This window comes from Tenacibaculum sp. 190524A05c (assembly GCF_964036595.1).
In the GTDB taxonomy this organism is placed as follows: Bacteria; Bacteroidota; Bacteroidia; order Flavobacteriales; family Flavobacteriaceae; genus Polaribacter; species Polaribacter platacis.
Map to the genome: position 1 here is coordinate 609,260 of NZ_OZ038523.1, position 25,632 is coordinate 634,891.

Here is a 25,632-nt window from a genome sequence, read left to right on the forward strand (position 1 = left end):
ACTTACCTATGAAGATGTCTTCAAAGCTTTTAGTGATTCCTATACTTTTAGTGGCCGGAATACTCTTAGCATCTAATTTAAATAACTCACCTAGTTATTCACCTGTAACAAAAGATTTGAAATCTGCGAATAGCGAAGATAATTTCAATAAAATGATGGATGTATTAATGAGTCCACGTTGTATTAATTGTCACCCTAATGACAATATACCAAAGCAAGGAGATGATTCACATCCACATTATTTTGGAATGTCAAGAGGTGAAAATAATTTAGGTTATCAAGCAACAAAATGTACTACTTGTCATCAATCAGAAAATAATAATTATTCAGGTGTGCCAGGAGCTCCGGAGTGGTCTTTAGCTCCAGAAAGTATGAAGTGGGAAGGATTAACAAGAAATGAAATAGCAGAATCGATGCTAGATCCTAAGCGAAATGGAGGAAGAAATCATGAAGAATTGATGCATCATTTAACTGAGCATGAGTTGGTACTTTGGGCTTGGGAACCTGGAGTTAGAGCTGATGGATCACAACGAAATCCGCCTCCAGTTCCTGTAGATGAGTATATCAAAGCAGTAAAAGAATGGTTCGAAGATGGAGCCAAAATTCCTTCTAATAATAATTAACCACAAAAAAGCTTTTTATGAAAATTTCATTTGAAATAAATAATAAACCAACAACAGTAGATATTGAGGATGGTAATACGCCTTTACTTTGGGTGATTCGTGATATTTTGGATTTAAAAGGAACAAAATTTGGATGTGGTAAAGCCGCTTGTGGTGCTTGTACAATTATGGTTGATAATGAAGAAGTTCGTTCTTGTTCTTACTCAGTTAAGTTTGCTGAAGGAAAAAAAGTAACAACTATAGAAGGTTTAGGAACTCCTGAAAAGCCTCATCCTGTGCAACAAGCGTGGATTGAAGAAGTAGTTCCTCAATGTGGTTATTGTCAACCTGGTTTTATGATGGCTACCGCTGCTTTGTTAGAAAAAGTACCAAACCCTACGGATGAAGATATAGACCAGAATATTATTAATGTTTGTCGTTGTGCTACGTATTATAGAATGAGAAAGGCAATTCATCGTGCAGCTGAACTAAAAAATACTAACAGTTAAATTTTCCATTATGAGTACGAATAAAGGTAAAAAAGGAATATCACGTCGTAAATTTTTAGTGAGAGGTGGATTAGGAACTTTAGGTGTTTTAGCTGTTGGAACGTATGCGTTTAGAAATCCTTTAAGAAGATCTATTCTTGAAATGACCGAAACCATGGCTCCTGCCTATATGGGAAGCGGAACAGAACCAAATTTATGGTTCGAATTGACTAAAGAGAATAAAGTTATTTTTCACTCTCCAAAAGTTGAAATGGGACAAGGATCTTTTACAAGTTTTGCCCAAATGATTGCTGATGAAATGGATTTGAAAATACAACAAATTGAAGTTATTGGAGCAGCAACTAAAACTGGTGTTGTTGATGGAATGAGTACAGGAGGAAGTTTATCTGTAGGTGGACTTTGGAAACCATTACGAGAATTATCTGCAACGATGAGGGAAATGCTGAAAAATGAAGCAGCTAAGAAATTAAATGTAGATGCTTCTTCTCTATCAACAAAAGATGGAATAATTTCAGGTGGAGGAAAAACCATGACTTATGCCGAAGCCGCAGATGGTGTAACAGAATGGAATGTTCCGCAGACACCTAAATTAAAGTCTATTAAAGATTATAAGTTTATAGGAAAACCGGTTGCCAGAATTGATTTAAATGCCAAAGTTTTTGGAGATCCAATTTTTGGATTAGATGCCCAATTACCTAATATGCTTCACGCTGCTATTATAAGACCTAGTAAAGTTGGTGCTGCATTTAAAAGTGCAAATACAACTGAAGCGGAAAAAATGCCTGGTGTGGTAAAAGTGGTTCAAATGGACAATTGGGTTGGTGTAGTCGCAAAATCATATCCTCAAGCCTTAGCAGCAAAATTTAAAATAAAGGTAGACTGGGAAGTATCTAAAAAATGGACTGAAGATGAAATTAGAGGTTTGCTTCAAGTGGGTAAAGGAGATGAAATGATAACTCAAAAAGAAGGAAATGAATTGGATACCAATGATGAAGATGTAGTTTCAATGACATTTACAAGTCCAATTGGCGCACATGCACAAATAGAACCTAATGGAGCTGTAGCGGATTATAACAATGGTGATATTACTGTAATTTTATCTACACAAGTTCCTGGTAAAACACAAGAACATGTAGCAGAAGCATTAGGAGTTGATGTTGACAAGGTAAATATTGTTCCTACGTATTTAGGTGGAGGGTTCGGAAGGCGATTAAATACTAATCATGCAATTCAAGCAGTTCAATTATCTAAAGCTGTTGGGAAACCTGTGAAATATATTTTTACAAGAAAAGAAGAATTTCAACATGATTTATTTCGTCCGCCTACACAACACATAATGAAGGGTAAATTGAGTTCAGATGGCTATTTAGATAGTTTAGAACATCATTATGCGAGTGGAGATGTCGCGATCGGATCTATTCTATTTCCAAATGTATTGAATGATGTTTTAGGAACTGATGTTGGCGCTATGCGTGGAGGAAATATTATGTATGATAAAATTCCTAATTACCGAGCTGTACAATGGCACACAACATTACCGTTTGCAACGAGTTGGTGGCGTAGTTTAGGATTATTGGCAAATACTTTTGCTATAGAAAGTTTTGTTGATGAATTGGCCATTAAAGCTGGTAAAGATCCCGTTGAATTTCGTCTAGCGAGTATTAGTAATAAAGGGAATAAAAAACGTTTATATGATGTTATTCAGCTAGCTGCTGAAAAAGGTAATTATCAAGATAAACCAGTAAATGGAATAGCCAAAGGATTCGCAGCTTCAACGGATGCGAACTCTCCTGCAGCACATGTAGTTGAAGTTTCTATTGTTGATAATGGGATAAAAGTTCACAAAGTTACCTGTGCTTTTGATTGTGGTGTTACTGTAAATCCAGATCAAGTTAAAGCGCAATGTGAAGGTTCGATTATTATGGGAATGAGTGGCGCTATGTTTGAAAAGATGACTTTGGAAGATGGCGAATTGTCACCAACAATATATGGTCCATATGACATGGCATTGATGAAACATGCTCCTAAAGAGATAGATATTCATTTTATTCAAGGTGTAGATATTCCATTACCAGTAGGAGAACCACCAATGGGACCAATTGGAGCTGCAATAGCCAATGCCCTAAGACGACTTACTGGGAAAAGATTAACAGATCTTCCACTTAAATTAAGTTAGAATTATGTATTTTATGGCTTAAATTAAACGGTAACCAACTACTGAATTAACTATTATTTTGACACACGAATTTAAAGACATTGTACTTCAGGCGAAACTCAATCAAGAAAAAGGAATCAAAAATGTATTAGCCACAATTGTTGATCTTCAAGGTTCTTCTTATAGAAAACCTGGGGTTAGAATGTTATTGTCTTCCGATGGTAAAATGGTTGGCGCTGTAAGTGGTGGTTGTGTGGAGAAAGAAGTACAAAGACGTGCTCAATCTGTTTTTGAAAGTGGAGTTTCCAAAATAATGACTTATGACGGTCGTTATCGTTTAGGATGTGAAGGTATTTTATATATTCTTTTAGAACCTTTTATAATTGAAGATACTTTTTTAAAGGATTTTTATTCATGTTTACAACATAGAGAAACATTTACCATAACATCATCATATAAAAAAGAAGATGAGTTTATTGGAAATATAGGTTCTCTAATTAAGTTTACTAGAACGGAGTATAGCTTCTCTCCTAACCTAGATAGATCAACTTTTGAATCTCATGAAGTTTTTAATCAGAAATTACAACCTTGTTTTCGCTTACTCATTATCGGTGGAGAACACGATGCAGTTAAACTATGTAAAGCTGCTAGTTTATTAGGTTGGGAAGTTGATGTAATTACTTCAGCTAAAGACCCCAAGAAATTATCTGATTTTCCAGGCGCAAAGTCAGTTATTGGAGCGTCACCAGAATTAGTTGATTTGTCTATTGATAATGATACGGCAGTTGTTTTAATGAATCATAATTACGTTCAAGATTTAAAATACCTTTTAAAACTTAAAGAGTTAGAGCCATTTTATATTGGAATTTTAGGTTCATCTAAACGTAGAGAGCAACTTCAAAACGAACTACTACATTATGTTCCGGATTTAACGGAAGAATTTTTAGATACTATTTATAGTCCTGCTGGACTAAATATTGGAGCGATAACCCCTGAAGAAATAGCATTGTCTATTCTATCTGAAATATTAGCTGAAACTAGAAAGAAAGAACCAATTTCATTAAGAAAGATTACTGGTAAAATAAATGCATAAACTCATGAAAGTTGCAACATTGGTTTTGGCTGCTGGTAAATCCTCAAGAATGGGTTCTCCAAAACAATTACTTAAACTAGGTAATACTACATTATTAGGAATAGTTATTGAATCGGTGTGCTCAATTCCAAATAATTCAGTTTTTTGTGTTTTGGGAGCTAACGCCGATTTGATCGAAAAATCAATTGAGTTTTACGATATAAGTATTGTAAGAAACATAAATTACGATCAGGGATTGTCATCAAGTATTGTAGCTGGTATTCAACATGTTTCTGAGTTAGATGTTGATTTAGTTTTGATTGTTTTAGGAGATCAACCTAAAATTGAATCAGAATATTTAAAACTAATGATACAATTGGCTTTAGAAAAGAAGGATTCAATTATTACTTCGAGATATCAGAATAGAAATGGTGTTCCAGCAATTTTTCCAAAAAAATATTTTAAAAACTTACTGAATTTACAAGGTGATAAGGGAGCCTCTAAACTATTGAATAACGAAGAATTTCCAATTTATTCTATGAGCGAATCAGTTGATTTGGTAGATATTGATACTCAGGATGATTATCAACATTTACTGAGTAAAAGCTAAATACGATATAGTTTTTCTGCTGCTTCAAGTAACGTTTCATCTGTTTTTGCGAAACAAAAGCGTAACATATGTTTATCCGTAGCATCTTCGTAAAAAACTGAAATAGGAATTGCAGCAACTCCATGCTCAGTAATTAACTCTTTAGCAAAATCTAAATCGTTCTTAGTGCTAATATCTTTATAATTCACAATTTGAAAGTATGTACCTTCAGATGGCAGTATTTCAAAACGACTCTCCTTTAAAGCTTCTTGAAATAAAGTTCTCTTATTAGAATACATTTTTGCAACCTCATCAAAATTTACGACGTCTAAATACTCAGAAATTACATGTTGTGAAATACTATTCACACTGAAAACTAAAAACTGATGTACCTTTTTAATTTCTTTCATAAGGTGTTCAGGAGCAATTAAATATCCAACTTTCCACCCTGTAACATGCAAAGACTTTCCAAATGAAGAAGCCACAACCGCTCTTTCTCTTAATTTAGGTCTGCTATTAACTGAAACATGAGCATGTTTAAACGAAATGTATTCATACACCTCATCACTTAATAAGATAACATTGGGATGTTTCTCAAGTATTAATTCTAATTTTTCAGAATCACTTTCTGACCAAATTTTCCCCGTTGGATTATGTGGATTGTTTACTACAATCAGTTTCGTTTTTGATGTCATTGCATCCTCAATTCTATTGAAATTCGGAGAATAATCGTCATTTAAAGAAATTCTTATGGGCTTCCCTCCTGCTACCAATACAGATGGTTCATAACTATCATAACTTGGATCTAAGATAATAACTTCATCTCCAGATGTAACTAATGCATTAATTGCTGTGTAAATACCTTGTGTAGCTCCAGAGGTTATTAATAATTCTGAGGAAGTATTAATGGCTCTTCCATAATTATTTAAAGTTAACTCAGCTATTTTATCTAATAACGATGGTAAACCCGCCATTGGAGTATACTGGTGAATATTTTCTTTCAGTAAACGTTTAGAGATTTCGAGTAACCTATTATCTACTGGAAAGTTCGGAAAACCTTGAGATAAATTAATTGCATTATGCTGATTTGCCAATTGAGACATTACAGAAAATATACTAGCTGAAGTATTAGGAAGTTTAGACATATGAAATTGAAAATCTGGTTTTACGAAAATAATATTTTGAATTAGAAAATGATAAAAAAATGGATGTATACCTAAGAAACCAAAATGTGTAATTCTAATACCAAAATGTATAATTCTTAGGCTTTATTCTGACACTAACTTTGTAATCAAATAATTAGAACTAAATTTTAAAACACATATTATGAAATTACAAGAAGGAAAAAACAGTGTAAATTTTACATCATTTGGAGTTCAATTAGCAGGAGATTTATACCTTCCTGAAGGTTTTGATCCAAGTAAAAAGTATAAAGCAATTGTTGGAGCAAGTCCATTTCCACAAGTAAAAGGACAAATTCCAGCTATATATGGTCCAGAAATGGCAGCACGAGGATTCATCTATTTAGGATTTGATTACCTAGGAATGGGAGATTCTCCTGCATTACCTGGAGAATTCAAAAAAACTAGATATATGTTTAGGTTAATTGAAAACACATGGGACGCAGTTTCATATTTGGGAACACTTCCATTTGTTGATGAAATTTATGGTTTAGGTGTTTGTCAAGGAGGTTCTATTGTTGCATCGGCCGCAGTAACTGATCATAGAATTAAGAAAATTGCTACCGTTTCAGGTATGATGGCTGCAGATGCCTTTCAATGGGGAAATAAAGATATAGCAAATATGATGATTGCTGGAGCGAACACTTCGAAACAAAAAATGTATGAAACAGGTGAAGCAGATTACACTTGGCCAATTGTTCTTCAAGATCATATGACTAGAGAAGAATTTGTTGCAACAGGAACTCCAATGGCAGAAGACACCTACAATTTCTATGGTAAAGATGGTGTAGCTGGACCAGGAAAAGTCGAACATTTTACTTGCGAACATATTGGTGACCAGGCTATGCAATCACTTATTTCTATTGCTGAACATTATGCTGATAAAATTGCACAACCTACTCTTGTGATATATGGGAAGAATGCATCAACAGCTATTTGCTCAACAGCTTTTATTGACAAACTTGCAAACGAACATGAAGTACTTGCATTTGATAAGTTCAGCCATGTTGATTTTTACTGGAAACCCGAAGCAGTGAAAGTGTCTACAGATGCCGTTGCGGATTTCTTTAATAAATAAGTAATAATAAACTACAATTCAAATTAGAATCTCTTGTCAATTAGCTACAAGAGGTTCTTTTACATAAAAGATGATAATAAAAGAAGACTTAGTAAAAAAAGTACAAGGAGAAAGAGTCCATCAAATTAGAGTCGGTAAAACTCATAGATATATCGATATTACAATTGTAAGTACAGAAAATAGATTTTTCGTTCGTAGATATAAATTTGGAAATAAAAGTTGGTATGAAGCTTTTATTGATAATCCTGAAGGACAAATGAAAATCGGCGGTACTATTATAGATGTTCAAGGAAGAATACCAAAAGATTTAGAAAAGATAAACCCTTTAGTGAATAAAGCTTATCGCAATTTATTAGGATTTATCTATCCATTAATGAGATTAACTTTCAATTCAAAGAGACATGAAAACTCAACTTTGGAGTTGATACCAATTGATATGGATAAATAATATTAACTAAGAATTAATTGTAAATTTATAAGGAAATCGCGGAGTAATGAGAAAATTAAATTTTAAAGATATTACAGAATACCATAATTACTTTGATCTGGGCGAACCTGAAAATCCTTTATTCAGTATTGTTCATACACATCTTAAAAATGGAGAGTTATCTAATTGCGAGACTAACGAAACTGCAGAACCTATAGAATTAACTTGTGATTTTTTTAGTATTAGTTTCAAGAAGATCATTTCTGGTGAATTAATTTACGGTAGAACAAAGTATGATTGCACAAATGGAACACTTCTTTTTACAGCACCGAATCAAAGCATGATGTTTAAAGACATGGTTTTTAGTTCAGAGTCATATCATATTGCTTTTCATAAAGATTATATACGCTCATTAGATATTTATGAAAAAATAAAAAAGTATAATTTTTTCAATTACAATGTTAACGAAGCGTTGCATTTATCTCCCAAAGAAGAACAAATAATAAAGGATCTGTTCCATAATATTAAAATAGAATATGAAACAAATCAAGATGAGTTCAGTAAAGAGATTATCATTTCTCAATTAGAGACGTTACTAAAGTATGCTGATCGATTTTATAAAAGACAATTTTTAAATAGAACAGATTCTAATAAGCAGTTAATTACTAGGTTTAAAGATGTTCTAAATACTTATTTTGATCAAAATTTATTTGCGGAAGAAGGAATTCCAACTGTGGAATGGATGGCTGAACAATTGAATGTTAGTCATCGTTACATGAGCGATACTATTAAAATAGAAACAGGTAAAACAGCGATAGATCAGATTAATTTATTTTTAGTTGAAGAAGCTAAAGGATTATTACTTAATCCAGAATTATCAATATCCGAAACAGCTTATAAATTGGGATTTGAGTATCCACAGTATTTCACGAGAGTTTTTAAGAAAAAGGTTGGATTAACTCCAAAACAATACATTAAATCTCACTCCTTGAATTAATCAGATATTTTATTATTTATTGATAGTTGTGTAGTATTAAACATTTTCTATACAGCCTGTTATATCTTGTTTGTTTAATCAAAACCTTAACATTTCTTTCACGAATAAGGCCTCAGGTTATCCGTAAATTTGATAGAAATAAATCAAACCATGAGAAAATTAATACTAACACTACTAGTAGGGTTGTTTTGTTTACCTTCATTTGCAAACGACTCATTAACAAAAGATTTTACAACTGGTAATCCAGAAATTGGTTCAATAAACGCCATGACTTTTGGTCCAGAGGGAATATTATTTTTAGGAGACAGTAAAAATTCACAAATTGTTGCAGTTGATATGAGTTCAGCAAAGAAGGCGACAAACAAGAAGTTATACTTAAAAGATATTGAATCACTTTTAAGTGATTTATTGGGTGCTGATAGCGATCAATTACAAATTATAGATATGGTTGTGAATCCTGTGAATCAAAACGTTTATATAGGTGCGCAACATAGTTCAGGGAAATCATTTCTTTTTCTTGTAAATAATAATACTTTAGAAAATGTTCCTTTAGGTTCTGTTTCATTTTCAAAAACAGCAGTTACAAATGTAATTAATGCTGATGCTAAAGACAGACGTGGAAGACCTTTGCGCAGATTAGCAATTACGGATATTCAATATGGTAATGGACAAATAATGGTTTCAGGATTAAATAATGCTGAATTTGCGTCTACATTTAGATCAATTCCATTTCCATTCACTAATAATCAAAAAGATAGTTCATTAGAAATTTATCATGCCGCTCATGGAAAGTACGAAACTCATGCTCCAATTAAGACATTTATGACGACAACGATAAACAATCAACCACATATTATCGCAAGTTATACCTGTACTCCATTGGTTGTTTTTCCTATGAATAGCTTAAATCCTGGTGCTCATACAAAAGGAAGAACAGTTGCGGAATTAGGAAACTGGAATACACCTTTAGATATTATTGAAATGACTAAAGATGGAAAACGTTACATTTTAATGGCAAACTCCAATAGAGCTTTAATGAAGATTAAAGTTTCAGATATTGAAGCGTTTAATACTTCTTTAAACACTCGTGTAAAAGAACGTGCAGGAACTAGCGGTGTTGATTTTATCAATTTACCATTTGTAAACGTTCAACAACTAGATAAACTTAATGATAAAGAATTTGTATTTATCCAGAGAGAAGCTAATGGCAAATTAGCGTTAAAAACAAGTTCTAATCGTTGGTTATAATCTTTTAATTACCGCAATTTAATGCGATTAATAACAATATTATTTTTTATAATGACTTTGGAGTTGTTCTCGCAATCTCCAAAGTTTTCTTTTTCTAAAACAGCTATAGAAGTTGTAGCTAACGATTCACAAAATGTGATAAAAGTCTATAAAGGCACTTTTAAAAATTCACAAGAAATCAATAATAGAAAATCTATTATAGGAAATTTAAGTACAAAAGGAGATCAGATAATTTTTTCACCTTTACTTCCATTTCAAGTAGAAACTATCTATACCGTAGTTTTTAATAACATGTATTATGAATTTTCTATTCCGTTAGAATCAAACTATAAGATTCTTAATGTTGAAAATTTGTATCCTAATTCTTCTGAAGTTCCATCAAATTTATTGAAATGGTATGTAGAGTTTTCAAAACCGGTAAACCCAACGAATATCTACGATCATATTTCCTTAATAGATAATAGAACTCAAAAAAAGGTAGATAGAGCATTATTACCATTGGAAACTCCCCTACTTTCAAATGATGGAAAGCTTCTTACATTGTGGGTTGAACCGGGAAGACAAAAAAGAGAGTTAGGTCCGAATAAACGATTAGGAAAAGTTCTAGAAATTGGCGAATCATACACATTAATCATTGATGGAAATTTAAAGGATGCTAAAGGAATTCCAATGAAGTCTGATTTTAGGTTTACTTTTAAAGTTTCTGAAGCTGATAGAACTCAACCGAATATAAATAATTGGAAATTCGATCTTCCAAAACCAAAAACTAAAGATGCATTAATCATTCATTTAAATGATAATTTAGATTATGGTAGTTTAACTCATAATCTTAAAATTTATGATGATGAAAATAATCATGTTGAAGGTGTTTTTACTGTAGACAGCAATAACAAAGAAGTTATGTTTTCACCACTTAATCAATGGAAATCAAAATCATACGTTCTAAAGTGTAATAAATTAATTGAAGATGTTGCTGGTAATAATTTAGAACGCTTGTTTGATAGAGATGTCCAAAAGGAAAGCCTTTCTCCTACTTTAGAGCGTATATTTTCTCTACAGAATTAACTATTTTAAAATTCAACTTTCTTCAATACCATCTTCTTTCATTAACTCAAAACCGTAATCTCTTAATGAAGAGATTATAGCTATTGAACGTTTACCTTTTTCAGTTATACTATAAAGTGTTTTTACAGGCACTTCAGGAATTATTTCTTTTTGAATAAAACCATCTAAAACAAGTTCTTTAAGAGTTTTACTTAACATTCTATCAGAAGCTCTATTAATACTCTTTTTTAGTTCAGAAAATCGCCAAGATCTATCTTTTACACGCCAAAGCACTGGCATTTTATACAGTCCTCCTATTTTATCAAAAACATATTCTACAGGTGTGTAATAGCGTTTTTTATCTTTTAAAAAGTCAGGCATACTTACATTAATGTTAGTTACTTACAAATATAGGTATTTGTAAAACCTATTCAACTGTAAAATAACTTTGTAAGAGTAATTAATAAAAATAAATATGTTATCACAAATAAAAGAAACTCAGAACTATGTTCATTTTCATGGTGCGGAGTATAAAGGGAAAATAGCAATGGTTGTTAGTAGTCCAACGGTATCAAACCAAACTGGCTGGCCTATTGGTTTTTGGGCTGCAGAATTAACTCATCCTCTCCATGTATTTCAAGAAGCTGGTTACGAAGTAGAGATAGTTTCTACAGAAGGAGGCAAAATTGAAATGGATGGATATTCAAATCCTACGGATGAAAGTGGTTATTCTGCTCATGATGTAATTACACTAGGTTACATGCAACAGGACTCATTTAAAGAAATACTTAGTAATACCAAAAGTATTTCTGAAATAAATCAAAATGAATATGATGCAATATTTTTAGTTGGTGGTCAAGCACCGATGTATACTTTCAGAGGTAATGAAGAGTTGGCTAAACTTTTTGCAGCATTTTATGAAGCCAATAAACCGAGTGCAGCCGTTTGTCATTCAACAACTTTATTGTTAGAAGCAAAAACATCTGATGGTGAATTGTTAGTCAAAGGAAAAACATGGACTGGATTTGCTAATTCAGAAGAAGATTTTGCTGATAGCGCAGTGGGTATGAAAATACAACCTTATCGCATTGAAGATGAAGCTAGAAAATTATTAAATACAACTTTTAAAGTAGCCGATCCTTTCACTTCCTATGTTATACAAGATGGTAATCTTATTACTGGTCAACAACAAAATTCAGGTTTTGTTGCAGCAAAAACAATTGTTAACGTATTGAATAATAGATGAAAACATTAGCGTTTATAGGAATAGGAAATGTGGGTTTTGCACTTGCAAATAACTTACAGAGTAAAGGTTACAACATAATTATTACATCAGATAATCCCGATTCAAATAGTGTAAGAGAAGCATTAAAAAAGAACGTAAATTTTAGTGTAGAAAAAGTTCAAAATGCAATTAATTTATCAGACATCGTTTTTTTGGCAACTCCTTTTAAGGTAAATGAAATCCTTTTAGGTAATCTAGATTTTCAAGGTAAAACACTTGTGGATTGTACAAATCCTGTAGGAATTGGAATTTCACATGGATTAAAAAGTGAGATTTCCGGTTCAGAGAAAATTCAGGAATGGGCTTCTTCGGCTAAAGTGGTAAAAGCATTTACAATCTATGGATTTGAAAATTTTAATGATCCATCTTATTTAGATTCTGATTATAAACCTGTTATGCTTTTTGCAGGGAGCGATTCAAATTCAAAGCTTGAAATATCGGAGATAATTAAAGATTCTGGTTTTTATCCAAAAGATGTTGGGAATTTAGATCAAGCACTGCATTTAGAACATATGACATTACTTTGGGTAAAAATGGTTAGAAGAGATGGACATCATCCTAATTTTATGTGGTCTTATTTTGAAAAGTAGTATATAGATAGAAGTAAAAAAGCGAGAATATCTAATTCTCGCTTTTTAATACAGTTATCGTAAATATTTATGAAAGAAAGCACTTGTTTTTTCAACTGCTAGGTTCACTTCTTTTTCTTGATCATAAAAGGCGAATTGATGCATAGGTGAAGGTAAATCTGTTTCTACCCAAACCAATTCTTTATCTTTTGAAGGCACAGTATTAAAGTATTTCTTGGTATAATCTGGTAACACACTTCCATCCGAATGAATCATTAATAAAGGTTTTTCTAAGTTTTTAGCAGATGGAAATGGATTAAGAGTTAACCAATCTTCCCAAGTAGCAACCGCAAATTGATCTGCATTCCATTGTGGAATTGCTCCTCTTTCTGGATTTAAGTAATAATCAAACTCTCCAAACATAGCCGCGGTTTCATCCGTTGTAGAAATGGCTTTGATATAAGAGAATTCTCCAGTCTCTGCATATTTCTTTTTAGCATCTTTGGCTTGTTTAATTTTCGTTTGAACACCTTCTTCACCTCCATAAAATAACTTTACTGCTTCAGCATCATGCAACCAAGAAGCTGTAGTTGCCACGGCTTTAATATCTGTATCTTCTGAAGCTGCCATAAGTGTATACATAGAACCTGCGCAAACTCCAAATGCACCGATATTATCACTATCCACTTCTGGTAAGGTTTTTAAATAATCAATAGCATTTTTAATATCCTGAATTTTCATGGTAGGATTTTCCCAACTTCTAGGAACACCTTCACTCTCACCATAATTTCTAAAATCAAAGGCAAATGTTATAAATCCGTTTTCTGCTAACTGCTTAGCATATAATCCTGCCATTTGTTCTTTTACAGTTGTCCAACTTCCTGATGAAACAATGGTTGGGTATTTTTTCTCTTCTTCATAATTTGATGGATAATATAAGTTTCCTACTAAATTTAATCCTTCACTTTTAAATGTTACTCTTTTCATGGTTTTTTGTTTTTGTGTTGTTTCTATGATTTTGTTTTGATCTTTTTTTGTTGAGGGTTTACATGATATTACTATCAATAAAACCGTTAGAATTCCTATACATAATTTGTTCATGATTATTGAATTTTATCTATTAATCCGAAAGCTTTAGCCGCTACAATTGGATTAAAAATTTCTACATATTCTGTTATTTTTCCCTGATCATTAAACTTGAAGGTTGAGTAATAATCATTACTATAAATTCCTGAATTGTTTTTCAGTTGAATATTTCCAGTATACTTCACGTAAACAATGTTTGGATCTTCCATGGCGTATATTTCTTGAATCGGAAAAGTCATTCCATCAAAGTTTGGAAACACGGGTTTCCAATAGTTTCTAATTTCTTCTTTACCATTGGCTCCTTTAGGAAATAGTTTAGAGTGATAGGGATTTATTTGTTTTCCATTTTCAGCAAATAATTCGGCAATAGATTCTGCATTTTCTGATGTTAAAGCTTTGAAAAATGATTTTACGGTATTCTTATTTCTTGTTGCTAAATCTTCAGAACTAGTGCTGTTCTGAGTTATTTCTTGAATAAGTTTTGTATTACCATCTTGATATTTAAAGTTAAACTTCATACCAGAGATTTTCCATTTTTCATTTACTTTAAGAAGATCAAAATCATAAGTTCCAACTACAGTCCAAACATTGCCGTTTTCATTTTCTAAGTAATGTGTAGCTGTGCCATAACAAAAGCTCTTGGCAGTATTTCCATTTACTTCTGTAATGAAATTCCCAATTTGATGATGTGTAAATGTGAATCCAGGTAAAATAGTTTTCCATCCACCAGTAATTTCTTGTGGTGATAATTTGGTTGCTGGATTTCCTGACATTGAAGAATAATCAAGAGTTACCTTGTTGTTAAATTGAGCTTCTACTCCACTCCAATCTCTTTTATCAGTATTGATAAATAGTTTGGTTATTGTTTCTTGAATATTAGTTGAATCGTCCATAATCTTTGAATTTGTTTGTTTTGATTGACATCCTATTACAGATGAAATCACAAGTACAATGGTTATTAATCTCATGTTGTTAATTTTAACACTACAAAGATCAATTAGTTATGGAAGGAAAGATTTATGAAATCAAATCAAGAAGTATAAAAATCAAAGACTATTGATTTTTTCTAAAATTAGATGGAGTTTGATTGGTATGTTTCTTAAAGAAACTATTAAAGTTATTTGGAGCATTAAAATGCAATGAATAAGCAATTTCTTTAATTGTCATATCTGTTTGTAACAATTTAGACTTCGCTAATTGAATGATATGCGTGTTGATTTGACTTTTTGCAGTATTCCCAGTAATTTGTTTAACAGTTGCATTCAAATGATTAGGATGAATAGCTAACAATTCTGCATAATAGCTAGGAGAATGTGACTTTTTATGAGCTAACGAACTTTCATAAAAACTAGTTTCAATTAGGGTTTGAAATCTAGAAAGTAAATTAACATCAGCTTTTCTAAACGCAGTTTCTGCTTCTTTTGGATGAACTTGATTTGTGAAGAATCGATTAATGAAATTTAGTAATACAAGTACATGTGCTTCAATTATCTTAGAAGAGTCTTCTTTTAAATTTTGCTGCTCTGCATAAATTTCTTCATACACTCGTAGAAGTTTTGAAACTTCCTCAGGCTGAACTTCAAATGGTATAGATTGATCTATTTTCAGGAATGGAAAATCAGTCAATAAATTCTGAAGGTATTTTGATTTTGAAATGAATTCTTTAGAAAACATTAAATAATAACCTTCCCAATCTGGCAAAATATCCCAAGATATTAATTGAAAGGGAGAATTAAAGAATACTGTTGCACCATCAGGAAAATTTGTATGATGTCCAGATATAGCTTTTCCAGAACCTTCAACTTTTATGGCAATTGCATAAAATTCATGCTTAAAGGTTGGCATTTTAGAAACTACGGTTGGCATATTTTCCTCAAAACTCCTGATATCAAAGTATGGTTGTTTTGATTCAGGAATTTGTATTGCTTTACAATAATCAGATATGGTTTTAAAATGATGCATTACTCAAATGTACGTTTTCTTGCAGATATGATTCTTATGATTAAAAAATCAGCACAAGAATATGATATCCTAAATGCTGATTTTATATAAAGATTAGATTAGCTCTAAATTTTTAAGTCCATTGGCACTTCTATGAGTAAAACTTTGCTATTGGTTTTAGATGTCAAATTAAAACGTTCAATATCCCATAATCCGAAACCATCTCTTTTTTCTAAAGACTGACCTTCTATTTCTACTTCTCCATCAAGTACAAAAGCGTAAACACCATTCTTCTTATCATTTATGGTATAGGTTGTATTCGAATTAGAATCAAAGTCTCCTAAATACATCCAAGCATTTTGATGAATCCAAACTCCTTGATCATCAGGATTTGGAGATAAAACTTGGTAAAATGAATTCTTTGTTGCTAGATCTTTAATTGAAATTTGATCATATCTTGGAGTTACATTTTGTTGATTTGGTACAATCCAAATTTGTAAAAACTTTACATCTGTTTCCTGATTCTTATTGAATTCACTGTGATAAATACCTTTTCCAGCGCTCATGGCTTGAACATCTCCTTGTTTTATAACAGCATTATTTCCCATGCTATCTTTATGTTCTAAATCACCTTCTAATGGAATTGAAATGATTTCCATGTCTCTATGCGGATGAGTACCAAAACCTTTTCCACCTTGAACAATATCATCATTTAGTACCCGAAGCACACCAAAATTCATTCGTTCTGGATTGTAATAATTTGCAAAACTGAAAGAATGATGTGAATCTAACCAACCATGATTAGCATGTCCTCTTGTATTTGCTTTATGTAAAACTGTTTTCATTGTTTTAATCTCCATATTCGGAATATGATTAAATCCGATTTGATTATTAATTTTTTCAGGATTATTAGTATTTGTACTACTTAATTTTGGTACAAAAGCCGTAAAAAATCCTGCTAATAATGAGTTTTTTAAAAACTTTTTTCTATCCATAAGATTTGTTATTATCCATTAAAACCTGATTTAATATGCGCACCATCACAATAAGGTTTATTATTTGAATGTCCACATCTACAAAATGCTGTGGTTTTATTTTTTGTTTCTGTATTCCCATCTTTGTCAGTTACTTTCAGTGTTCCATAAACTAACAACGGACCATTTTCAAGTACTTCAACTTTGGTTTCTAACGTTTCGGCTTCTTTATCATCCTCATCATTCATGTAATAGCTTAAAGCACCAGAAGGGCAATTTTTAATTTGAGCCTTTAGCTCTTCAGTTGTTGCATTTTCAATTTTCAACCAAGGCCTAGCTTTAGGATTATAAACTTTTGGTAATGCTTTTACACATTCTGCAGCATGAATACATGTTTTAGGTTTCCATACAATGGTTAATTCACCATTTGAATACTCTTTGATAATTTCTTTGTCCATGGTTGGTTGTTTTAAATGATTAAATATTAATTCCCTTTGAAAGAATTTGTTTCCATTCTGGATGGTTTTTAATGTAATGTGCTACGAAAGGACATAGCGGAACAAGCTTTAAATCTTTTTCTTTAATATCGTTCAGAACGGCTTTTACTAAAGCAGAACCAATGCCTTTACCTTCAAGAGCTTTTGGAACTTCTGTGTGTGTCAAATATATTTGACCTTGAACGTTTATTTTATATTCAATTTTGGCAATATGATTTTCCACATGAAATTCATATTGCTCATAGGTTTCATTGTTTTTTAATTCAAAATTCATGATGTAAAGTGGTTTCTTAAATTTACTAATTAAATTAGTTTTTTGCTAATTGTATTATTTTGTAATTCAGTTATTTGATGTTGAATTTTAATTCTTGAATTTTTCCTTCTTGACGATATTTTAAACTCCCAATTTTATGATCAAATAATCCATTTAAGTTGTTTCCAGAAGGATCTGATAATCTTGAATTGATTTTAAGTGTGTAATCTCCTTTTGTCCATTTTTGGTTAGGAATAAATTTCCAAGACTTTTCATTATTACTAAATTCAATTTTACCGTCAATTCTATCATCATTGGATGTAAAAACAAACAATCTGTTTTGTAAAGACATGATATCAATACTTTCTTTAAAATCAATATTTAAACTTTCGACTGTATTCGCTCTAGGAGATGTTACTCTCCATAATTGATGATTTGGTGATTGAGTATCTTCTTCCGTCACATAAAAATGTTTAGTGTAAGAATTCTTTAGTTTTTGACCGTAAATATCTTCTAAGTTAAAAACAACAATTATATAGTTTTCACCTGCCTGTAACGCACGCCCCATGTTTTTATTAATCTTCAATCCCGTTTTAACTCTCGATGGATCAAATATTATAGTTAACTGAGTTTGTGCTTCATTCCAAAGTTCATAAACGTTATTAAATATGGCTCCCTTCACTTCTACTCCTTTTGAATCATACAACTTGATGTTTTTTAAGTTTCCAGTTGTTTTCATTGGATTAGAAAACTGAATATACATGCGTAGTATATTTTCAGGAATTTTGTTCTTAGTAGGATATATTTCAGTTACTTCTGGTTTATTATTTACGCTTTTAGGAACGAAAAACTCTTTTTGATAATCATTCGTTTTAATGGTATAAGTTTTGCCTTGTAGAAAAGGAAATCTTGGTATAAAAATCATGGAATTAGTTTGTGCTACAAATGACCCAGCGATCTCTGTTTTCGTTTGCTCGTGGTTTGATGAATCCAATAAATAAACTTTTGTATGTTTCTTTTGAAAATTCCAGTTTTTCAAAATCAGTTTATCTTTTTTAACGATAAGTTTTGAGTCTTGACTGGTTAATAAAATGCTTCTGAAGAAACAGAATACAAAAAGGAGGTAATAAACGCATAGCATATGAATAATGGATTGAAAATCACAGGTAATGACACCTGTGATTTTAGTATTGAAAAATTACTTTTCTTTGACTAATTCAGGAAATCCTTCTATTGGTTTTAGCATGTTATGGAAGCTTTTCCAAGGATCTTTTTCTCCATATTTGAAATCTGGAAATTCATATTCACTATCAAAATTGCTTAATCTGAAATAAGCTCCTTTTAACTCAGATAATAAGTTTACTTGACCAGTATCCATATCGCGTTGTAAGGCGGTAATCATCATTTGATTTTGTTCTGAAACATGCATTGTACCCGACATAGGAACTGGAAATATTTTTACACCTTCTGGTCCCATTGAAAATCCTGAAGTCATTCCTTCACCTTTATTAGCTTCTGCGAAATCTTTCAATGAAATTAAACTCGCACTTCTCTCTTTGTGTATTATTAATAACTTTTTGTCAAAACTTCCTTCCCTTTCTTGTGCGGTAAATGTGATCATATCAATTGGCGTATTTCCAAAACCAAGTTCAGCTACAGTTTTACCTTTGATATGATTTCCTTTTTTAATTTCTGAAGTTGGAATACTTACTAGAGGTGTACAAGTATAAGCTGCAATTAATGTTGATTCTCCATTAATTTCTTCAAAAGCCATCGTTCTAATTGGAGCTCTGGTTTCTTTTTGCGTATGAACTGCATGATAAATTTCAATTCCAGATACAGATTCTTGAGTGCTATTAAAAGGATATGCAATTTTCCTTAAGTTGGATGCAAATTCTCCGTTGGTTAAACCAGCAACATATACAAATCCATCATGATAGTCGATATCTGTAATATTTAAACGAACTGAACTTCTACCGTATAATTCAAATTCATCTGTCCTTATATTTTTTACCTTTACGCTTGTTCTCTTGCTAACATCAACCAATCTCAAACTCTCTCCTGTTGGATTAATTGCTACGATTACGGTTTCAGCATCAGGAGAAAATCCTCTTTTTACAGCAATATATGCTTCTTGACTTACAGGATGAATTTGCATGTCATTAAAAATTAAATCCGACGGAGTCACTCCAAGTAATTTGGCAATTTTTCGGTCCACTCCTTTTAAATTAAATGCAGTAGGTTCTTTAAGTTCCTTTGCAGTTGTTGGAATTGCGTAAAGCATACCTGATTTACTATCACCAACAAAAAGCACATTATCTGGTCCAAAGGACATTACTGTAGCACCAGGTAATTTGTTTGGTGAGTTGTTAGTTTGAGTAACCAATTCTTCCTTAGGATTTGGTCCTTTTGTTTGTTGAGCATTACAACATACAAGTAATGTTAAAACAAACAGCTTTGTAATATTATTTAAGATTCTCATTTATGAAGTATTTAATAGTTATTGTATTTAAAATTTATAATTCAGTGTTGGTGCAAAATGAAAGATGTTTTCACTGTTTCCATTATTCTCTTGAAAAGTACCAGCGATGAAGTAACTTAAGTCTAAATCAAAAGATAAATGACGATTGAATTCGTAAGAAGCTTTGAATCCAAATTGGCTACCTAAATCTCTTGCTGTAATTCCATTGGAAAGTCTATTTATAAAACGTGGTGGTTGGTATAAACCATCATTTTCAGAAGCTCTCCAAAAGAATGCCCATTCAGCGTAAATGTTAAGTTTTTCCATTGGTTTAGCCGATATTGATGGATGTAATGATATTAAGTTGACAGGAGCAATTGATGCAGCAAGACTATAATATGCTGGATTAACAAATAGCGGATTGAATGTGTTTATTTTTCCATCACCAATATTCTTATCACCACTCGTATATTCTAATTTCAATCCTGGATTCCATAACCAATTTGTATTGATAAGTTTATAATGCCAATCGCTTTCTAAATTGAACGCACTAACATCATTTGTTCCTAATTCTCCAAATTGATAGATGAGTTCGGTGTTGTATTGAAATCGTTTACCAATTTTTCCAAAACGGCGTAAACCAAGTGTATGCCTTTTTTCTTCTCCTGTAACATCATTAAATGTTGCATTATTATTTTGATAACCTAAATAATAGATTTCGTTCATTCCATTAAAACCAGGTATTTTAAATTGGCTATATAATCCCCATAATTTGGGATTATTCGAATTATTATTAAACAATGTAAATTCATTGTCAAATGCAGAAAAAGTTGGTCTTACTTCTTTACCGTAGAAAGCTTGTATATTCGTTTTACCTTTTGAAAAAATGATTCGAGAAGCATCGAAAGCTCTTCTAATATTTGGACCTTCTCTAAATCCTATTAATCTCCCAGCGCCAAATCCAAGTTCTTGTCTTCCCAGAATTACAGATAATTTGCTGTGATTTTTAAATGGAATTATAAATTCAGCAAAGAGTTGATGAAAGTCTAATTCATCATATTCTACAAATTCTCTTTCATGACTGGTATATCCGTGATATAACTCACTAAAAATTCTAAAATATTTTCCAAGAACTAAATTGGTGTGAAAAGACAATCTTTGTGAATAAAAATCTTGATCTTCTTCTCCGTTCCAAAGTCTATTTGAATAGTGTTCGAAACGAGGTCGTATTTGACCACCCAATGATAAATAGATATCTTTATTCTCATTTAAAGGAATGAATTTTATGGGATCGAAAAAGTCCTTTTTATACTTTTCATGTTCCTTTAAGTACTCATAGTTTTCGCTAGCTCTAAAAAGACTGAATTTTGGTTGTTCTTTTAACTCAATATTTTGAGCTATTGAAATTTTGGTAAATAAGAGTAATACAAAATAGGTTATTCTTTTCATTATAAAGTGACTGATTAGTTTATTGAGTATAATTAGAAGCGTTAATCAATTGATTTACAGTTCTTTTTTTACACTTACAAAGTTCAGCCAGATTATTCTAAAAAAAAATAAGTTACATTAACAAAAGATATTAAGATAGCTTAATATTTAATGTATATTTAGTCTTCTCCTCGTAATAAGAAGCTTGTTTATGAAGTTATTAAAGTTGTTTTTTTATAGAACTTAAAAATTCTTTGGTAATTCCTAAGTAAGAAGCAATCATATATTGTGGTACCTGATTTACAATTTCAGGATATTCTTCAGTAAATAAAACATATCTATCTATTGCGGGCATTGAATGATTTCTAACGAGTCTTTTTGTAGTATTTCCATATGCTTTTTCGAGTGTTAATCGAAAATATTTTTCTAACTGTGGTATTTCGTTATACAAGAATTCCATAGCTTCATATGAGATTTGAGCAACCAAAGTTTCTTCAAGACAAACGGTGTTAAACATAGCTGGAGTTTGTGTTGTAAAACTACAAATGTCACCAACCCACCAATTGTCTAAACCAAAAGCAATAACATGTTCATTCCCGTCTTCTGCCATATAGAAGGTTTTAACCTTTCCTTTTACAATGAATGTTTGATACTTGTACACATCTTCTTCCTGAATGATGTATTGTCCTTTTAAATAACGTTTACTTCTCAGTTTAGAAATGATTAATTCTTCCTCAGCTTCTGATAAGGAAATCTTATTTTTAAAATGTAGGATTAACGATTCAAATTGTTTTGGTTCCAATGTTGTAAAGTATTAAGAAGAAATTTAATTCGATTAAAATGTGAACCAATATAGCAATTTAGAGATATATGAAATAAAAAATACGATTATCCATTGTGGATAATCGTATTCTTTAAAATTTTAGGATATCTTTTTGATCTAGTTTTTTGGTTCGTAACCTCTTCCAGGTGTGTAAGGAACTCCTAAATCAATTAATTTTTTCTCTAATGTTTTGATATCAATATTATAAATCTGCTCTACTCTCTTTTTAAGTACAATAATTTCATCTTTAGCTATTTCGTAATTATCACGATGCGTTTTTGTTGGAGTTGCAGTTGAATATTTTTGCTCATATCCAATTGCTCCTAAACGGTTAGCTACAGGTAAAGGTTGATCTATATCTAATCTACGTTTAACAGCATCACCATATAAAGAAAGTCTTACTTCTTTTAATTGTTTTTCAATATTTAATACATCTGTCATTAATGATCCAATTGGTTGTTCAGACTTTTTAATTCCTACCTTGATGTAACGCAATTTATTACTTGATTCAGACATTAAATTTCTAATGATTCCCATATCAGCTTGTAACTTCGCTAAATCCTTTTGGAAAGCTACTTTCTCAGCACGGTTTTTAGCAGGCATTTCTACGTTGTTTAATCCTTTAACTTCAAAACGTACTGGATCAGTTAACTTAGTCATTGTTCCGTTTTTGTATAAAGACATTTCAACTGTATACTGTCCAGGAGCAACCAATGTTCCTTCATCTTTACCACTGAAAGGGTTATAAAAAGATGATTTTCTTAAATTAATAGGATTTTGCGGCGTATATCTTAAATCCCAGTGAAATCTTTGCACTCCTTTTACCGCAGATTTAAATTGTTTCTTAATTACTTTTCCGTTTGAATCTTTGATAACAAAAACTAATTCATCTTTGGTTTCGTCAGTTTCAGCTTTTAATGCTTCGTAAGATGGATAAGGAGTGTCTGAACCAGCTTTAGTAAGCTCTTTCTCTTTCTTTTGACGCTTACTTTTTAAGGTTTTGTAGCTTGAATCGTAGTAATACGTGATTAAAGCTTCAGGACCTAAATTATCAGCAGTATAGAAATTATCACCTTGGAAAGATTTTCCAGGTAAACCTAAAGGACTACTTTGCTCCCACATTAATGCAGTTCTGATTGGATATATTTTAGCTTTCTCAGTCGGTTTAGCATTTTCAATAGTTCTAAGAACAGAGTAATCGTCTAAAACATAAAATCCACGTCCGAATGTACCTAGAACTAAGTCATTCTCGCGTTCTTGAATGGCTATATCTCTAACGGCAATTGTAGGTAATCCTTTTTTCAACTGCTTCCAGTTTGCTCCTTGATTGGGTGAAAAGAACACACCGAATTCAGTTCCTACGAATAATAAGTTTTTATCTATATGATCCTCCTCGATAGCATAAACACTTCCTCTTTCTGGCAAATTAGATTGAATCTGATTCCAGCTTCTACCTTTATCTGTTGATTTAAATATGTAAGGTTTAAAATCTCCATATTTATGATGATTAAAAGCCGCATAAATTACATTCTCATTATGTCTAGATAAGAATACGCTATTCACGTAAGATTGTTCGGGTGCTCCAGAAATCTTAGAAATTTTACGCCAGTTTTGTCCACCATCTTCAGAAATGTGAATTAATCCATCATCAGTTCCAGCGGCTAATAAGTCTTTATTTATTGGAGATTCAGAAAAGGCAACGATACTTCCGTAAAGCGAAGTCGATCCATTTTTCATCACAGCGTCCATGCTTACTACTCTGTCGTATACTTTTAAGGTATTTCTATCAATCTGTTGAGATAAATCATCGCTTATTACTTCCCAACTATTTCCGTAATCATCTGATTTAAATACTTTATTTGCTGAAAAATACAATCTTCCAGGAACATGTCTACTCACAACTAAAGGTGCGTCCCAGTTAAAACGATAGGCATTTTCACCTTTTCTTGCTTTAGGCTTGATTCCTACTGTTTCACCACTTTTTTTATCGTAACGCACTAATCCTCCATATTGAGATTGTGCATATACAATGTTTGGATTATTTGGATCTATTTGAGATTCAAAACCATCTCCTCCATTTGTAATAAACCATTCCGAATTACGAATACCGTGATTAGTTAATACTCTTGATGGTCCTCCTAAACTGAAATTGTCTTGAGTTCCACCATAAATATTATAAAACGGAGCATCGTTATCTACAGCAACTTTATAAAATTGTGTAACAGGAAGGTTCTTTTTAAAACCCCATGTTTTAGCAGCGTCAAAAGTTTCATAAATTCCTCCGTCACATCCTACTAACCAATGTTTATTGTTGTTCGGATTAATCCACATACAATGATTATCCACATGCTTCGTATCTTCTCCAACTAACTCAAAACTCTTTCCTCCATTGTGAGTTACTGACATCCAAGTATCCATTGAATACACTGTGTTTTCATCTACAGGGTCTGCAATTATTTCTTGGTAATAATTACCACTTGTTACATGCGAACTGCGTTTTTCCCAGCTTGCTCCTCTATTTGTAGAAGCGTAAAAACCACCTTTACGGTTAGCAGCCTCTACAATTGCATAAATGATCTCAGGATTTGCTGGAGAAATTGCTAATCCAATTCTTCCTAATTCAACACCAGGTAATCCTTTGTTAATTTTGGTCCAAGTTTCTCCGCCATCTTCACTTTTGTGCATTCCAGATCCTGGTCCACCACCAACATAAGTGTAAACATGACGTCTTCTTTGTAATGTTGATGCATATAAAACATTCGGATCTCTAGGATCCATAACAACATCGTTCACTCCTGTATGTTCATCTACTTTAATAACAGATTTCCAAGTTTTACCACCGTCTTCAGTTTTATATAAACCTCTGTCTCCGCCTTTACTCCATAACGGACCAATTGCAGCAACATAGACAATATTGGAGTTTTCCGGATGAACTATAATCTTTCCAATGTGTTCAGAGTTTTTAAGTCCCATATGTTTCCAAGACTTTCCGCCATCAAGAGATCTATAAACTCCATCACCATAAGCAACAGAACGTTGATTGTTATTTTCTCCTGTACCGACCCAAATTACATTTGGATTGTTCGGATCAATTGTAATACATCCAATAGAATAAGATCCTTGCGAATCAAAAATTGGTTCGTATGTAACTCCTGAGTTTACAGTTTTCCAAACTCCTCCAGAAGCGGTTGCTACATAATATTCAAATGGATTTTTAGGATTGAAAGCAAAATCGGCTATACGTCCTGAAGTTAAAGCCGGACCAACATTACGCCATTTTAATCCAGAAATACTGATTTTACTTAATTCAGATTTTTTGGTTTTGTTCTTTTGAGCATTACTAAAAAGATTCGTACTCAAAAAAATACTCAAAAAGATAATGAGTGTTTTTCTCATGAATAAAAGATTCTTAA

25 protein-coding genes are annotated in these 25,632 nt (G+C 31.9%); 12 read left to right on the plus strand and 13 right to left on the minus strand.

The features are described from left to right. Nucleotides 1–8 precede the first annotated feature (8 nt). The 5 genes from ABNT61_RS02670 to ABNT61_RS02690 are packed head-to-tail and all read left to right on the plus strand — an operon-like array spanning nucleotide 9 to nucleotide 4,948. Nucleotides 9–623 (plus strand): hypothetical protein, encoded by a 615-nt coding sequence (locus ABNT61_RS02670; protein ID WP_348744742.1) that lies wholly within the window; start codon nucleotides 9–11, stop codon nucleotides 621–623. A gap of 17 nt (nucleotides 624–640) precedes the next feature. After that, complete coding sequence (locus tag ABNT61_RS02675) at nucleotides 641–1,111, plus strand: (2Fe-2S)-binding protein (RefSeq protein WP_348711895.1); 471 nt, start codon at nucleotides 641–643, stop codon at nucleotides 1,109–1,111. Between the two features lie 10 nt (nucleotides 1,112–1,121). Beyond that, on the plus strand, nucleotides 1,122–3,287 hold the full coding sequence (locus ABNT61_RS02680) for a xanthine dehydrogenase family protein molybdopterin-binding subunit (protein WP_348744743.1): 2,166 nt from the start codon (nucleotides 1,122–1,124) through the stop codon (nucleotides 3,285–3,287). Nucleotides 3,288–3,345: 58 nt separating this feature from the next. Beyond that, complete coding sequence (locus tag ABNT61_RS02685; protein WP_348744744.1) at nucleotides 3,346–4,359, plus strand: XdhC family protein; 1,014 nt, start codon at nucleotides 3,346–3,348, stop codon at nucleotides 4,357–4,359. Nucleotides 4,360–4,363: 4 nt separating this feature from the next. Next, nucleotides 4,364–4,948 carry a nucleotidyltransferase family protein gene (locus tag ABNT61_RS02690; RefSeq protein WP_348744745.1) on the plus strand — a complete coding sequence of 195 codons (585 nt, stop codon included), beginning with the start codon at nucleotides 4,364–4,366 and terminating at the stop codon, nucleotides 4,946–4,948. On the opposite strand, the gene ABNT61_RS02695 is transcribed toward ABNT61_RS02690, so the two are convergent. Next, nucleotides 4,945–6,072, minus strand: a complete 1,128-nt coding sequence (locus ABNT61_RS02695; RefSeq protein ID WP_348744746.1) for a methionine aminotransferase — start codon at nucleotides 6,070–6,072, stop codon at nucleotides 4,945–4,947. The two genes, ABNT61_RS02690 and ABNT61_RS02695, sit on opposite strands and share 4 nt — an antisense overlap. Before the next feature lie 181 nt (nucleotides 6,073–6,253). Between ABNT61_RS02695 and ABNT61_RS02700 the strand changes: the two genes are divergently transcribed. From ABNT61_RS02700 to ABNT61_RS02720, 5 genes are all read left to right on the plus strand, one after another. Continuing rightward, on the plus strand, nucleotides 6,254–7,186 hold the full coding sequence (locus ABNT61_RS02700) for an alpha/beta hydrolase (protein ID WP_348744747.1): 933 nt from the start codon (nucleotides 6,254–6,256) through the stop codon (nucleotides 7,184–7,186). Nucleotides 7,187–7,256: 70 nt separating this feature from the next. Then, nucleotides 7,257–7,634 carry a DUF2255 family protein gene (locus ABNT61_RS02705; protein ID WP_348744748.1) on the plus strand — a complete coding sequence of 126 codons (378 nt, stop codon included), beginning with the start codon at nucleotides 7,257–7,259 and terminating at the stop codon, nucleotides 7,632–7,634. Nucleotides 7,635–7,680: 46 nt separating this feature from the next. Further along, nucleotides 7,681–8,610: a helix-turn-helix transcriptional regulator gene (locus ABNT61_RS02710; RefSeq protein ID WP_348744749.1), complete on the plus strand. Its 930-nt coding sequence runs from the start codon at nucleotides 7,681–7,683 to the stop codon at nucleotides 8,608–8,610. Nucleotides 8,611–8,760: 150 nt separating this feature from the next. Then, complete coding sequence (locus ABNT61_RS02715; protein WP_348744750.1) at nucleotides 8,761–9,858, plus strand: hypothetical protein; 1,098 nt, start codon at nucleotides 8,761–8,763, stop codon at nucleotides 9,856–9,858. Between the two features lie 21 nt (nucleotides 9,859–9,879). Next, nucleotides 9,880–10,923: a hypothetical protein gene (locus ABNT61_RS02720; RefSeq protein WP_348744751.1), complete on the plus strand. Its 1,044-nt coding sequence runs from the start codon at nucleotides 9,880–9,882 to the stop codon at nucleotides 10,921–10,923. A gap of 12 nt (nucleotides 10,924–10,935) precedes the next feature. Here ABNT61_RS02720 and ABNT61_RS02725 read toward each other — a convergent pair whose 3' ends face one another. After that, on the minus strand, nucleotides 10,936–11,283 hold the full coding sequence (locus ABNT61_RS02725; RefSeq protein WP_348744752.1) for a helix-turn-helix domain-containing protein: 348 nt from the start codon (nucleotides 11,281–11,283) through the stop codon (nucleotides 10,936–10,938). A 94-nt stretch (nucleotides 11,284–11,377) separates the two neighbouring features. On the opposite strand from ABNT61_RS02725, the gene ABNT61_RS02730 reads away from it, so the two are divergent. Both ABNT61_RS02730 and ABNT61_RS02735 read left to right on the plus strand, forming a co-directional pair. Then, on the plus strand, nucleotides 11,378–12,148 hold the full coding sequence (locus tag ABNT61_RS02730; RefSeq protein ID WP_348744753.1) for a type 1 glutamine amidotransferase domain-containing protein: 771 nt from the start codon (nucleotides 11,378–11,380) through the stop codon (nucleotides 12,146–12,148). Then, nucleotides 12,145–12,777: an NADPH-dependent F420 reductase gene (locus ABNT61_RS02735; protein ID WP_348744754.1), complete on the plus strand. Its 633-nt coding sequence runs from the start codon at nucleotides 12,145–12,147 to the stop codon at nucleotides 12,775–12,777. The genes ABNT61_RS02730 and ABNT61_RS02735 overlap by 4 nt, the downstream gene beginning before the upstream one ends. A 54-nt stretch (nucleotides 12,778–12,831) precedes the next feature. On the opposite strand, the gene ABNT61_RS02740 is transcribed toward ABNT61_RS02735, so the two are convergent. The 11 genes from ABNT61_RS02740 to ABNT61_RS02790 all read right to left on the minus strand — a co-directional run bounded on the left by ABNT61_RS02740 (nucleotide 12,832) and on the right by ABNT61_RS02790 (nucleotide 25,615). After that, entirely contained in the window at nucleotides 12,832–13,857 is a 1,026-nt protein-coding gene (locus tag ABNT61_RS02740) for an alpha/beta hydrolase (protein WP_348744755.1), read from the minus strand. A 2-nt stretch (nucleotides 13,858–13,859) separates the two neighbouring features. Further along, the gene (locus ABNT61_RS02745) at nucleotides 13,860–14,810 is read right to left on the minus strand and encodes a nuclear transport factor 2 family protein (protein ID WP_348744756.1); all 951 of its coding nucleotides are present in this window, start codon (nucleotides 14,808–14,810) and stop codon (nucleotides 13,860–13,862) included. Between the two features lie 85 nt (nucleotides 14,811–14,895). Continuing rightward, the gene (locus ABNT61_RS02750; RefSeq protein ID WP_348744757.1) at nucleotides 14,896–15,804 is read right to left on the minus strand and encodes a helix-turn-helix domain-containing protein; all 909 of its coding nucleotides are present in this window, start codon (nucleotides 15,802–15,804) and stop codon (nucleotides 14,896–14,898) included. 104 nt (nucleotides 15,805–15,908) lie between these two features. Beyond that, a complete protein-coding gene (locus ABNT61_RS02755; protein ID WP_348745669.1) occupies nucleotides 15,909–16,628 on the minus strand; it encodes a pirin family protein in 720 nt (239 codons plus the stop codon). A gap of 161 nt (nucleotides 16,629–16,789) precedes the next feature. Beyond that, nucleotides 16,790–17,215, minus strand: a complete 426-nt coding sequence (locus tag ABNT61_RS02760) for a (4Fe-4S)-binding protein (RefSeq protein ID WP_348744758.1) — start codon at nucleotides 17,213–17,215, stop codon at nucleotides 16,790–16,792. 19 nt (nucleotides 17,216–17,234) lie between these two features. Beyond that, nucleotides 17,235–17,528, minus strand: a complete 294-nt coding sequence (locus ABNT61_RS02765) for a GNAT family N-acetyltransferase (protein WP_348744759.1) — start codon at nucleotides 17,526–17,528, stop codon at nucleotides 17,235–17,237. 70 nt (nucleotides 17,529–17,598) lie between these two features. After that, nucleotides 17,599–18,501, minus strand: coding sequence for an Ig-like domain-containing protein (locus tag ABNT61_RS02770; protein ID WP_348744760.1), 903 nt, complete (start codon nucleotides 18,499–18,501; stop codon nucleotides 17,599–17,601). 204 nt (nucleotides 18,502–18,705) lie between these two features. Then, a complete protein-coding gene (locus tag ABNT61_RS02775) occupies nucleotides 18,706–19,989 on the minus strand; it encodes a hypothetical protein (protein ID WP_348744761.1) in 1,284 nt (427 codons plus the stop codon). A gap of 27 nt (nucleotides 19,990–20,016) precedes the next feature. Beyond that, a complete protein-coding gene (locus tag ABNT61_RS02780; protein ID WP_348744762.1) occupies nucleotides 20,017–21,417 on the minus strand; it encodes an alginate export family protein in 1,401 nt (466 codons plus the stop codon). 199 nt (nucleotides 21,418–21,616) lie between these two features. Continuing rightward, nucleotides 21,617–22,198: a Crp/Fnr family transcriptional regulator gene (locus ABNT61_RS02785; RefSeq protein ID WP_348744763.1), complete on the minus strand. Its 582-nt coding sequence runs from the start codon at nucleotides 22,196–22,198 to the stop codon at nucleotides 21,617–21,619. Between the two features lie 138 nt (nucleotides 22,199–22,336). Further along, on the minus strand, nucleotides 22,337–25,615 hold the full coding sequence (locus tag ABNT61_RS02790) for a VPS10 domain-containing protein (protein WP_348744764.1): 3,279 nt from the start codon (nucleotides 25,613–25,615) through the stop codon (nucleotides 22,337–22,339). Between the last annotated feature and the right edge of the window lie 17 nt (nucleotides 25,616–25,632).